The following is an 11,875-nucleotide window of genomic DNA, read 5'->3' as shown; positions in this document are numbered from 1 at the left end:
CCTTCGCCAGGCATGGCCCGGCGCTACCGTTGAAACCCATGACGGGTAACGCCGGGCCATGCCCGGCGAACGGACTCAATACACGTCGCGCCGGTAACGTCCGTTCTCCAGCAGCAGTTCCACCGCTTCATCGCCCAGTGCCTCGCGCAGCACCTGGTCCACGCCTTCGGCCATGCCGTGCAGCGATCCACATACATGGATCACTGCGCCGCGTGCCAGCCACGTGTGCAGTTCATCCGCCGCAGCGCGCAGGCGATGCTGCACGTAGCTGCCATCGTCGATATCACGCGAGTACGCCTGATCCAACCGCAGCAGGTGCGCGTCAGCCTGCCATCGGATGATTTCCTCGGCGAACAGGAAGTCGTGCGCGCGCTGGCGCTCGCCGAACAGCAGCCAATGACCGTGCTCACCGTGATGCGCAGCTTCGCGCAGCAGGCTGCGCAGGCCGGCGATGCCGGTGCCGTTGCCGATCAGTACCATCGGCGTGCCTGGCTGCCGATGGAAGCCAGGGTTGCGATGCACGCGGGCCGCAACCGCACCCTTCAACGGCGCATGCAGCGCCAACCAGCCCGAGCCCAGCCCCGCGCGACCTGCTGCGTCGTGGACCAGCCGGACCACCAGTTCCACCTCGCCATCGGCGGCGCATGAGGCGATGGAGTATTCACGCCCGGGCAGCGACGGCAGGCCTGACAACCATAGGCCTGCATCCTGTACCCGCAATGCACTGCCGGCTTCGGGCAGCACGCGTTCGCTGGCCAGTTCCAACAGCGTTTTCGCAGCACCGTCGATCAGCAGCGGTTGCAGGGGATCCAGGCCATGCGCTCGAAGCACCGTGTGCACATGCCCCGCATCGTGGCGTGGTGCGATATGCAGGATGTCGCCGGCCTGCCAATCGACATCAGCCGGTGGTGCCAGGCGGATCTTCCAGATCTGGCCACCGACGCTGCCGGCGTTGAGCAGGGTGCGGCCGAGCAGACGCCAGTCATGCATCACCGTGGCGGCTGGCAGCACGCTGTCATCGGTGTCGATGCCGGTCAGCCCGGTCAGCTGCAGCTGCCACTTCCGCAGCGCCGTCACCGAAGCAGCATCGACATCGATTCGCGCGAACAACGGCTGTGCGCCCGCGCGGGCCAGCCAGTCATCCATCTGCATGCCGAATCCGCAGAATTGATCGTACTGATGGTCACCCAGTGCGAGCATGCCGTAGCGCAGGCTGGAAAGCGCCGGCAGCTGTGCCAGCAGTTGGCGCGCGCTGCGCCGTGCGTTGTCCGGTGGCTCGCCATCACCGAAGGTGCTGAGCACGAACAGCGCCTGTGTGGTGGCTTGCAGCTGCGTGGCCGTCACGCGCGCAAGCGGCAGTACCTGCACCCCGTGGCCGGCCGCCTGCAGCTGTGCCGCCGCACGCCAGGCCAACTGTTCGGCCAGGCCGCTCTGGCTGGCATGCACCACCAGCCACGGTATGCCCCCGGCGTGGAGTGCTGCTGCCGGAACGGTCTGCCGCAGCGCGCGCGCGGCGCGCTGGCTGCGGCGGCGGTCCAGGTACAGCAGCCAACCGGTGACGAAGAACAGACACATGCCCAGGCTGCTGAGCATCACCACGATGCGTCCGGGCATGCCGAAGAAGCTGCCCGAGTGCAGGGCGAACATGCTGGTGGTGAGCTGGCCGCCGGCACCCTGGCGTGCGTACGGGCGCGCGTCGAGAACCGCGCCGGTGGCCGGGTCGAGCTGCAGCAGGTCGTGCGCACGATCATGGTGGCCGCCGCGCTGCGCGGGATCCGCCGACATCACCCGCACATTGAGTGCTTGACCGGGCTTCTCCGGCAGGCGCAGGTCGATGAAGCCCTGGCGCACACCGGGCAGCGCATACAGCGTGGCCTCGACATTGTGCAGATCCAGGGGAAGATCCGTGGCGAGTCTGTGCTTGGCGGGCGGCGCGACGCCCAGCAGCTGGGTCAGCCCGTTGCGGTACCAGTCGAACGACCACCACAACCCGGTCAGCGCGCTCATCAGGTAGATCAGCAGCACCCAGGTGCCGATCACCGAATGCAGGCTCCACAGGAAGCCGCGCCCCTTGCGCGCCCACTCCACCGCGAGCCAGCTGCGCCAGTGCCACCAGCGACGTGGCCAGCGCAGGTACAACCCGGACAAAGTGAAGAACAGCAGGGCGATCGCGCAGCTGCCGGTGATCCACGAGCCACGCTCTCCGGCAACCATATGGCGGTGCAGGTCCTCGACGAAATCGAAGAACGCCTGTCCGCGCAGCGCGCTGAAGCGCTCGCCGCTGTAGGGATCGAAATACACCCAGTGGTCCTTGCCACCGGCAAAGCGTGCGACCGATGGGCGCTGGCCGCTGGCATCCACCCGCAGGCGCTGCAGCGGCCGTTCGCTGCCCGCCTGCAGCAACGGCACCAGTTCACTCAAGGCGAGCGGTTGCTGGTTGTCGGCATGGTGTTCGGCGATGGCGGCGAAACCGGGATTGGCCGCACGCAGCAGCTCATCCTCGAACGACAGGACCGCACCGCTCAGGCCCATCACGGCCAGGATGGCACCCGCGCTGATGCCCAGCAGCCAGTGCAGTTGGAACAGGACGTTCTTGAACATCGGGATCGAGGGCCGTCGAGGCTGCCGCCCGCATCCTGCGCAACAGCAAATGAGAATTAATCTCGTAATTCTCCGGGTCCCGGGCCGCTGCGGTCAAGGAGGGGTTGCCGGCAGGGCTGCGCCCTGCACCCGCCGAAGCGGTAGTGCCGGCCGCTGGCCGGCAACCTCAACGGCAACAGCCGAAGCAACGGCAGAAGCGTGCATTCCGTGGGATGGCGGGGTGGGTCCGGTTGCGGGGGACGCTGCAAGTACGTCCCTGTAAGCTCGGTCGCGCCATCCATGGCGCTCACGCCCCCGCAACCGGACCCACCCCGCCTTCGACAGATTTCCGCGGCTGTTGGTGGGTGTCGACCTTGGTCGACACGTAGATCCACGCCATGCGTGGATGCTCTTCGTTCAATTGTCGAAATATTCGATTCCGATGGAGATTCATCCACGCATGAGGTGGATCCATCAGACGCCGGAAATCTGTCAGAGGTGGGGCGGTGTCGGATTGCGGGGTGTCAGCCGCATGGATGCGGCTGCCAAGCCTACAAGGACGTACTTGCGGCGCCCCCGCAATCCGACACCGCCCCGCCATCCCACGGAAGCCCGCTGTTGCCGTTGCTTCGGCTGTTGCTGTTGCTTCGGCCTCTGCAGGTGCAGGGCGCAGCCCTGCCGACCTTACTTCGCCCAGCCTTCGATCTCGCCGTGCGCGAACGGGCCGAGCTTGGCCTTCACCATCCGGCCCTGCGCATCGAACAGCACGCTGTACGGCAGCAGGCCCTGCGCATTGCCCAACTGCACGCTGGCATCGCGTGGGCCGGGGGTATCCAGGACGATGGGATAGTTCACCGGAACCCGCTGCAGGAAATCGCGCACGCCGTCCGGCGTATCCAGCGCCAGGCCCAACACCTGCACACCGCGCGTGCCCTGGCCCTCGGCAAAGCGGGCCAGCTCGGGCATTTCTTCCACGCACGGGCCGCACCAGCTGGCCCAGACATTGACCAGCAATGGCTGGCCCTTGAAGCGCTCGCGGATATCCAGCGCGTTGCCGTCTGCATCGGGCAGGACCAGCGCCGGCAGCGGATCACCAGGGCGCAGCACCGGCAACGCCGGCGGCGATACGGCAACAGGCGCTGCGGTTTGCGCCACCGGCGGCGGCGCCAGCCGATTGCCGGCCCACAGGCCAACCCCGGCAGCCAGCACCGCTGTCCACAGCAGTGCTGGCCGTTGCCACTTCATCGTGCGGTGCGCAGCAGCGCTTCTTCCACCAGCGCCTGGGTCAGCAGGGTGGGCAGCACCGTCGGCGGCGCGCCGGGGCCGTACACCACGTACAGCGGCACGCCCACGGCCTTGTGCTCATCCAGGAACGCGGTGATCTGCGGGTCCACATTGGTGTAGTCGCCGCGCATGTACACCGCGTTGGTGCGCTTGAGCAGTTCCTTGAACTCCGGGCGCGACAGCACCGCGCGTTCGTTGGCCTTGCAGCTCACGCACCAGTCGGCGGTCATGTTGACGAACACCACGCGGTTGTCAGCGCGCAGGCGGTCCAGCATCTGCGGCGAATACTCCACCACGTTCTCGCTGCTCGCCTGCGCGGCACGTGCCGGCGGTGCCAGCTGGGTCACGGCCCACACCGGCACCAGCGCCGCGATCACCAGCAGCACGCCCAGCAGCCCGGCCGCGCGCTGGCTGCGCCAGCGGCTGCGCTCGAACAGCCACAGGCCACCGGTGAGCAGCAGCAGGCCACCCAGCGCCAGCGCCATGCCATCCACGCCGCGCTGCTTGCCCAGCACCCACAGCAGCCACAACGCGGCGGCGTACATCGGGAAGGCCAGCACGTGCTTGAGGGTTTCCATCCACTGGCCCGGCTTGGGCAGGCGACGGGCCAGCGCCGGCACGAAACCGATCAGCAGGAACGGCAGGGCCAGGCCCAGGCCGAGGAACAGGAACACCAGCATCGCCGCCACTGGCGGTGCAACGAAGGCATAGGCCACCGCCGGGCCGAAGAACGGACCCACGCAGGCACTTCCGACCACGCAGGCCAGCACGCCGGTGAAGAAGTCGCCGGCCGGGCCACTGCGTCGCGCCAGCGACTGGCCGAAGTTGCCGATGCCGCCGCCCATCGTGAATACGCCGGACAGGCTCAGGCCCACCGCGAACATGATGTAGGCCAACGCCGCGACCACGCCGGGATGCTGCAGCTGGAAACCGATGCCGACCGCGTTGCCAAGCATGCGCAGGCCGACCATCAGCGCGCCGATCACCGCGAAGGCAACCAGCACGCCCAGCGTGTACCACATGGCATGGCTGCGGGCGCGTTCGGGGCTTTCGCCGCTCTGCGCCAGGCTCAGCACTTTCAGCGACAGGATCGGCAGCACGCAGGGCATCAGATTCAGCACCAGGCCACCGCCCAGCGCCAGCAGCAGTACCCACAGCAACGAGCTGTCGGTTTTCGGCACGCGGCTGGGGGCCTTGGTACGCAGCGCATTGTCCTGCTGCGCGTCGGCGGCGAAGGCATCGCGTGCGCCGTTGCTGGCGTCGGCACCACCCGTGGCGGCCGACGCGTCGTTGGGTACGGTCGGAAGCAGGCGCAGCGGCGTGCCGTTGGCGGCCTCGCGGGTGCTGGCAGCGGCCGAAGCGGGCAGCGAACGGATCACTTCGTCGCGTGCAGCAGGTGCATCACTGGTGGCGTTGGTCTTGCCGGCGGGGATCGACAACTTCACCCGGCGGGTCATCGGCGGGTAGCAGATGCCATCGGTCTGGCAGCCCTGGAAGGTCACCACCAGCGTGCTGTCGACGGCCTCGGCGCGGCTGCGGCGCAGCGGCACCGGCACCTCCACCTGGTTGAAATAGACCGCCACGTCACCGAAGTGCTCGTCGCGGTGCGACTGCGCCGCCGGCCAACGCGGCTTGTCGGCCAGTACCCCGGGGCTGCCTTCGAGCTTCAGCGAGGTGCGGTCGCGATAGAGGTAGTAGCCCGGTGCCGGGCTGAAGCGCAGCAGCAGCGTGTTGCCATCGCTGGCGATGGCATCGAAGCCGAACGCCTGTTCCGACGGCAGCGGCAGCGCCTGGCTGTTGCTGGTGCCCGGCAGCCGCAGGCCACCGCCACTACCGGCGCCAGCCAGCGGGTTGTTGAACGCACTGGCGCCGGTGGCGCGTGCGGTCGGCAGCGTGGCAGCCGCACCGCCCGCGCCGGGCAGGGTCACCTGCACCACGCGCTTCTGCGGCGGGTAGCACACACCGGCATCGGCGCAGCCCTGGTAACGCACTTCCAGGCTGATGGTGCCGGCGGCATCGGTGGGCGCGCCGGGCAGGGTGGCCTGCAGGCGCTCGCGGTAGGTCTCCACCTCACCGAAGAAATCGTCGTGGTGCTTCTTGCCTGCGGGCATCTGCAGCGCAGCGGCATTGAAGGCAGGATCGGCCTTCACCGTGGTGCGGTGGCGATACAGGTAGTAGCCGGGGGCGATCTTGAACTGCAGTTGGATCTGGCCACGTTCGGGCGCGCTGGCGGTCAGCGCGAACGCCTGGTCCACCGGCAGCAGATCTTTTTCATCCAGCGCGAAGGCCGGCAATGAAAGCCACAACAGAGCGCACAAGGCGGCGCCACGCGCAAACAGAGTCTTCAATCAGTGTCCTCCCGGGTCTGTGCCCGGATCCAGTCCAGATACGCCGGCAGGCCGGCCCGGGTTTCGACCGCGATGCACTCCGGGAGTTCATACGGATGCAGTTCGACGATCCGGGCGATGGCTTCATCGACACGGCTTGCGGTGGTCTTCACCAGCAGCTGCAGTTCGGCGTCGGTGGTGACCTCGCCCTGCCAGCGGTACGTCGACTGTGCGCCGTCCAGGCGGGTCACGCATGCAGCCAGGTGCTCGGCGACCAGCGCGTGCGCGATGCGCTCGGCACTGGCCCGGTCCGGGCAGGTGGTCAACAGCAGCAGGACGGGATCGACGGTCGACATGACCGTCGAGTATAGGGCCGTCGCCGGGGCAGGGCCCGGCGACGGCAGTGGACCGCAGCGTTGCGCGGTCAGTTGGCCAGCTGGCAGGTGGCCGGCTTGGCCGAGGTGAACAGGCCCGGGGTGGCCCACTCGGGGTGGTCGATGAACGGGTTGCGGTTGCCCTGGAAGCTGTAGATCACGTCATTGCGGGCACGTTCTGCAGCGCTCGGCGGATCAGCAAGATGCCAGTCGATCAGGGTCGACAGCAGGCCCATGTAGGCCGGCGAGCTGCTGGTCTTGACGATCTTGCTGCGGTCGTCGGTCAGTTCCAGGTCCGGTTCGGACTGGCCGGTGGCCGCATCCTTGCCCCCTTCATAGCGGATGGCCATGTACATCACCGCGCGTGCCATGTCGCCCTTGCGCGCACCCCACACTTCGAAGGTGCCAGCGTTGCCATCCGGCGTGCGTACCCAGTTCGAATTGCCCGGGTAGCCGCCGCTGCCGCCGCCCTGGCCGTTGTTGGCCTCGGTGGCACGCTCGCCGCAGTTGGCGTCGCACTTGCCGAACGGCTTGTTGCCGCGGTCGGCGTTCCACTGTGCGTCGGTCAGGTACAGCATGTGGGTGTCGGTGTAGGGCGCGTACGGCAGGCCCTTGTCGCCGGTGGTGCTGGCAAAGCCCAGCGAATTGGGCCAGGTGTGCTCGCGGTTGTACTTCAGGCCACCGCCACTGCCGGCACGGTCGCTCACCTTGGTGTAGCTTCGGTTGCGGTAGGCATCGAGGATCTTGCCACTGCTGTTGGGATCTTCGTCGGCGATCTCCAGGATGGTCCAGGTGCTGGTGCCCGAGCCGCTGTACGGATACGCGGTGTGGCCCTTGATGGTGGCATGCAGCGAGCAGCGCAGCTGGCTGGGGCTGCTGGTGTTGACCTTCGAGTAATAGCCCGCCGGGCCGCCGGGATTGCCCGGGTCCGGGTTGCCGGTGGTGGTGGCCACGGTGAAGGCGATGCGGCTGTCGGTCGCCGGGCGGGCACCCTGCGCATCGGTGATGCGTGCGGCACGGATGTCGAAGCGGCAGGCTTCCCCGGCGACCAGCGCGGTATTGGTCGACAGCTTCACGCTCTTGCCGCTGGCCGGCCAGGTCAGCGGTACGCTGCCGGAGGTGCCGCAGGTCAGTGCGAAGGCGCCGCTGGCGAGGTTGACCGTCTCGCTGAACACCACTTCCAGGTCGGCGGCGGCCGGGAAGGTGCTGCTGCCCTGTGCGGGCGTGGTGGTGGACACCGAAGGCGGCGTGTTCGGGCCCGGGGTGCCACCGCCGCTGAAGGTCTGGTTGTTGTTGCAGCTGCCGAAGGTCTGCCTGGCCGATTCGGCCCAGGTGAAGTGCGCGTACTGGCTGCCGCTGCCGGTCAGCTGCAGCGAGGTGCCCGCCGCGGTGCTGTTGGTTTCGGCAACCGGAATGTTCTGGCTGGTCATGCCGGCGGCGGGGCCACCGGAAGCGGTGATCGCGCCCTCGTAGCTGAGGAACTGGACCACCTTGCCGCTGGCGTCGACCAGGGCGATGCCGTCGTTGGGGCCGTTCTGCAGGCCGTTGGTGGGGTAGGTGACCACGGCCAGGGTGGCGCTGCCGCAGCTGGCCGCGGTTCCCGCCGGTACTGCGTTGTTGGCGTAGACCGTGGCGGCCGACGGATTGCTGCCGTTGTAGAGGTACAGGCGGTAGCCGGACAGGTCCTCGCCGGCGGTGGCGACCACTTCGATGGCTTCGCCGACGTCACCGGCAGCGGTGCTGTCGTCGTAGTGCAGTTCGTTGATGAAGACCTCGGCCTGGGCCGGCGCGGCGGCCAGTGCCAGCAGGCAGGCGGCGGCGAGCGGGGACAGCAATCGCATCGACTACTCCTTGTGATTGGGAATGCCGGGCCACCCTAAAGCCGATCTGGTGACACTTTGTCGTAAATGAACGCCAGATATCTGACAGTGAGACGCCCATCACCAAAATACCGGATCCGCGGACATCGAGCTGTCGCGGCGCATCGATAAAAATTTGCCGGCCGGGCCTTGAAAGGTCCCCGGGGGTCTCCATCTCTGTCGTGCTCCCGACCTGTCGGGCTTTTTCACGCGCGTTGCTGGCAGTCACCTGGTGTGAGTGCTAACATCGCCGGACTTTTTCAGACCAATCAATAACTTAAGAGGTCCCACATGAGCATCAAGCCGCTGCACGACCGCGTTGTGGTCAAGCCGATCGAAGCCGACGAAGTTTCCGCCGGTGGCATCCTGATCCCGGACTCCGCCAAGGAAAAGTCCACCAAGGGTGAAGTCGTGGCCGTGGGCCCGGGCAAGCCGCTGGACAACGGCACCGTGCGCGCTCCGTCGCTGAAGGTCGGTGACAAGGTCATCTACGGCCAGTACGCCGGCAGCTCGTACAAGAGCGAAGGCGTCGAATACAAGGTCCTGCGCGAAGACGACGTGCTCGCCGTCATCGGCTGAGCGTCGGCGCGACCTGCTTCATACCCTGATTCCAAACACCCAGCTGCCGGGCATGGCCCGGCGCTACCAATGAGGTAACTGCAATGGCTGCCAAGGATATTCGTTTCGGTGAAGACGCCCGTTCGCGCATGGTGCGCGGCGTCAACGTTCTCGCCAATGCCGTCAAGGCCACCCTGGGCCCGAAGGGCCGCAACGTCGTGCTCGAGAAGAGCTTCGGCGCCCCGACCATCACCAAGGACGGCGTGTCCGTCGCCAAGGAAATCGAACTGGCTGACAAGTTCGAGAACATGGGCGCGCAGATGGTGAAGGAAGTCGCGTCGCGTACCAACGACGACGCCGGCGACGGCACCACCACCGCCACCGTGCTGGCCCAGGCCCTGATCCGCGAAGGCGCCAAGGCTGTTGCTGCCGGCATGAACCCGATGGACCTCAAGCGCGGTATCGACAAGGCCGTCGTGGCCGCCGTCGCCGAGCTGAAGAACATCTCCAAGCCGACCGCTGACGACAAGGCCATTGCCCAGGTCGGCACGATCTCGGCCAACTCGGACGAGTCGATCGGCCAGATCATCGCCAACGCGATGAAGGAAGTCGGCAAGGAAGGCGTGATCACCGTTGAAGAAGGCTCGGGCCTGGACAACGAGCTGGACGTGGTCAAGGGCATGCAGTTCGACCGCGGCTACCTGTCCCCGTACTTCATCAACAACCAGCAGTCGCAGACCGCTGACCTGGATGACCCGTACATCCTGCTGCACGACAAGAAGATCTCCAACGTCCGTGACCTGCTGCCGGTGCTGGAAGGCGTCGCCAAGGCCGGCAAGCCGCTGCTGATCGTTGCCGAGGAAGTCGAAGGCGAAGCGCTGGCGACCCTGGTGGTCAACACCATCCGCGGCATCGTCAAGGTCGTGGCCGTCAAGGCTCCGGGCTTCGGCGACCGTCGCAAGGCGATGCTGGAAGACATGGCCGTGCTGACCGGCGGCACCGTGATCTCCGAGGAAGTCGGCCTGTCGCTGGAAAAGGCCACCATCAAGGACCTGGGCCGCGCCAAGAAGGTGCAGGTTTCCAAGGAAAACACCACCATCATCGATGGCGTGGGTGACAAGGCTGCGGTCGATTCGCGCGTTGCGCAGATCAAGACCCAGATCGAAGACACCTCCTCGGACTACGACCGCGAGAAGCTGCAGGAGCGCGTGGCCAAGCTGGCCGGTGGCGTTGCAGTGATCAAGGTCGGCGCGTCGACCGAAATCGAAATGAAGGAAAAGAAGGATCGCGTCGACGACGCCCTGCACGCTACCCGTGCAGCCGTTGAAGAAGGCGTGGTTCCGGGCGGCGGCGTTGCCCTGGTCCGTGCGGTTTCCGCGCTGGCTGGCCTGAAGGGTGCCAACGAAGACCAGAACCACGGCATCCAGATCGCCCTGCGCGCGATGGAAGCCCCGCTGCGCGAAATCGTCGCCAACGCCGGCGAAGAGCCGTCGGTCATCGTCAACAAGGTCAAGGAAGGCACCGGCAGCTTCGGCTACAACGCCGCCACCGGCGAGTTCGGTGACATGCTGCAGTTCGGCATCCTGGACCCGACCAAGGTGACCCGTTCGGCGCTGCAGAACGCAGCCTCGATCGCTGGCCTGATGATCACCACCGAAGCCATGGTTGCCGACGCTCCGAAGAAGGACGAGCCGGCCATGGGTGGCGCTGGTGGCATGGGCGGCATGGGTGGCATGGGCGGCATGGACTTCTAAGTCCCGCTGCACCGGTAGCGGCCGACCCAGGTCGGCACGCTTCCCTGCTGCAATGAAAAACCCCGCCGGAAGGCGGGGTTTTTTTTGGCCTGCATCCACGCGTGGGGTGGATCTACGGGCGCGGTGCGGGATTACCCGTCGCTACGCTGCGCGTGCTGCCGGCATGTTGTCCTGCAGCCACGCCAGGAACGCTGCCACCATCGGTCGGTCGCTGCCATCGCTGCCAGGCCGGGTCACCGCGTAGTAGGCGAAGGACTGTGGCCACGGCTGCTGCAGGACCACCTGCAGGCGACCGCTGGCCACTTCGTCGGCCACGTGGATGTCGCGCACCAGCGCGATGCCCTGGCCGGCTGCCGCCGCACGTATCAACAACAGATCGTCGTCGAAGGCGGGGCCGCGCTGCAGGCGCGCATCCTGCGGCAGGCCCAGGGCCTGGAACCACAGACGCCAGTCACTGCGTTCGCTGTCCTGCAGCAGCGGCAGCCGCAGGCAGTGCTCCGCGCGGGTGATCGCTGGCACGGTTGCCAGCAGCGTGGGGCTTGCCACCGGCAGCAACGCCGGTGCCAACAGGTGCTCTGCATGCAGCCCCGGATACTGGCCCAGGCCATGCCGGATCGCGATGTCCACGCCATCACGGCGCAGGTCCACCAGCGCGGGGCTGGCATCCAACTGCACGTCGATTCCTGGATGCCGCGCGCTGAAATCGGCCAGTCGCGGCGCCAGCCAGTGCGCGGCGAAACTGGGCGCGGCGCTGATCCGCAACGATGACCTGCCTTGCCACGCTTCCAGTGCGTGCAGGCTGCTGGCGATCTGATCGAAGGCCTGACGCAGTTCCGGATAGACGCGGCTGCCGGCCGCGCTGAGCACCACCCCATGGCGGGTTCGATCGAACAGGCTGACGCCGAGCCGTTCCTGCAACTGCCGCAGCTGCTGGCTGACGGCACCGGGTGTCACGCCCATCACCTCGGCGGCCGCTGTCAGGCTGCCGTGGCGGCTGGTTTCAACGAAGGCCCGCAGGGCCAGCAAGGGCAGTACCGCACCCATCTTCCATTCTCCCGTGACGATGCTGGCGAGCCGTCGGCACGTTCACCGGCCAGCGCAAGGCACAGCATATCGGCCGGGTCGATGGCTGTCGCGCC

At 67.1% G+C, this 11,875-nt stretch carries 8 protein-coding genes; 2 read left to right on the top strand and 6 right to left on the bottom strand.

Features of this window, described 5'->3' with window-relative positions; all coding sequences use genetic code 11:
- Positions 1 to 75: 75 nt before the first annotated feature.
- The 5 genes from CR156_RS17590 to CR156_RS17565 form a co-directional block, all read right to left on the bottom strand.
- The gene (locus CR156_RS17590) at positions 76 to 2,601 is read right to left on the bottom strand and encodes a PepSY domain-containing protein (protein ID WP_100553768.1); all 2,526 of its coding nucleotides are present in this window, start codon (positions 2,599 to 2,601) and stop codon (positions 76 to 78) included.
- Positions 2,602 to 3,264: 663 nt separating this feature from the next.
- Entirely contained in the window at positions 3,265 to 3,825 is a 561-nt protein-coding gene (locus CR156_RS17580; RefSeq protein WP_100553766.1) for a TlpA family protein disulfide reductase, read from the bottom strand.
- Positions 3,822 to 6,212 carry a protein-disulfide reductase DsbD domain-containing protein gene (locus CR156_RS17575; RefSeq protein ID WP_100553765.1) on the bottom strand — a complete coding sequence of 797 codons (2,391 nt, stop codon included), beginning with the start codon at positions 6,210 to 6,212 and terminating at the stop codon, positions 3,822 to 3,824. The genes CR156_RS17580 and CR156_RS17575 overlap by 4 nt, the downstream gene beginning before the upstream one ends.
- Entirely contained in the window at positions 6,209 to 6,547 is a 339-nt protein-coding gene (cutA, locus tag CR156_RS17570; RefSeq protein WP_025878647.1) for a divalent-cation tolerance protein CutA, read from the bottom strand. The genes CR156_RS17575 and cutA overlap by 4 nt, the downstream gene beginning before the upstream one ends.
- Positions 6,548 to 6,615: 68 nt before the next feature.
- Positions 6,616 to 8,406, bottom strand: a complete 1,791-nt coding sequence (locus tag CR156_RS17565; protein WP_100553764.1) for an endonuclease — start codon at positions 8,404 to 8,406, stop codon at positions 6,616 to 6,618.
- A 309-nt stretch (positions 8,407 to 8,715) separates the two neighbouring features.
- On the opposite strand from CR156_RS17565, the gene CR156_RS17560 reads away from it, so the two are divergent.
- Together CR156_RS17560 and groL are read left to right on the top strand one after the other, a co-directional pair.
- Positions 8,716 to 9,003 (top strand): co-chaperone GroES, encoded by a 288-nt coding sequence (locus CR156_RS17560; RefSeq protein WP_089237231.1) that lies wholly within the window; start codon positions 8,716 to 8,718, stop codon positions 9,001 to 9,003.
- An 83-nt stretch (positions 9,004 to 9,086) separates the two neighbouring features.
- Positions 9,087 to 10,736, top strand: a complete 1,650-nt coding sequence (gene groL, locus CR156_RS17555; RefSeq protein WP_025878650.1) for a chaperonin GroEL — start codon at positions 9,087 to 9,089, stop codon at positions 10,734 to 10,736.
- Positions 10,737 to 10,877: 141 nt separating this feature from the next.
- Here the strand turns inward: groL and CR156_RS17545 are convergent, their stop codons facing one another.
- On the bottom strand, positions 10,878 to 11,780 hold the full coding sequence (locus CR156_RS17545) for a LysR substrate-binding domain-containing protein (RefSeq protein ID WP_100553762.1): 903 nt from the start codon (positions 11,778 to 11,780) through the stop codon (positions 10,878 to 10,880).
- Positions 11,781 to 11,875 lie beyond the last annotated feature (95 nt).

This window comes from Stenotrophomonas lactitubi (assembly GCF_002803515.1).
GTDB lineage: Bacteria > Pseudomonadota > Gammaproteobacteria > Xanthomonadales > Xanthomonadaceae > Stenotrophomonas > Stenotrophomonas lactitubi.
The sequence above is the reverse complement of the archived record's forward strand: the minus strand, read 5'-3'. Positions and strand labels throughout refer to the sequence as shown.

Bases quoted from the DNA above. Each gene is read 5' to 3' on its own strand.
- CR156_RS17590 (WP_100553768.1), bottom strand. From the start codon at position 2,601: ATGTTCAAGAACGTCCTGTTCCAACTGCACTGGCTGCTGGGCATCAGC.
- cutA (WP_025878647.1), bottom strand. From the start codon at position 6,547: ATGTCGACCGTCGATCCCGTCCTGCTGCTGTTGACCACCTGCCCGGAC.
- CR156_RS17545 (WP_100553762.1), bottom strand. From the start codon at position 11,780: ATGGGTGCGGTACTGCCCTTGCTGGCCCTGCGGGCCTTCGTTGAAACC.
- CR156_RS17560 (WP_089237231.1), top strand. From the start codon at position 8,716: ATGAGCATCAAGCCGCTGCACGACCGCGTTGTGGTCAAGCCGATCGAA.
- CR156_RS17565 (WP_100553764.1), bottom strand. From the start codon at position 8,406: ATGCGATTGCTGTCCCCGCTCGCCGCCGCCTGCCTGCTGGCACTGGCC.
- groL (WP_025878650.1), top strand. From the start codon at position 9,087: ATGGCTGCCAAGGATATTCGTTTCGGTGAAGACGCCCGTTCGCGCATG.
- CR156_RS17580 (WP_100553766.1), bottom strand. From the start codon at position 3,825: ATGAAGTGGCAACGGCCAGCACTGCTGTGGACAGCGGTGCTGGCTGCC.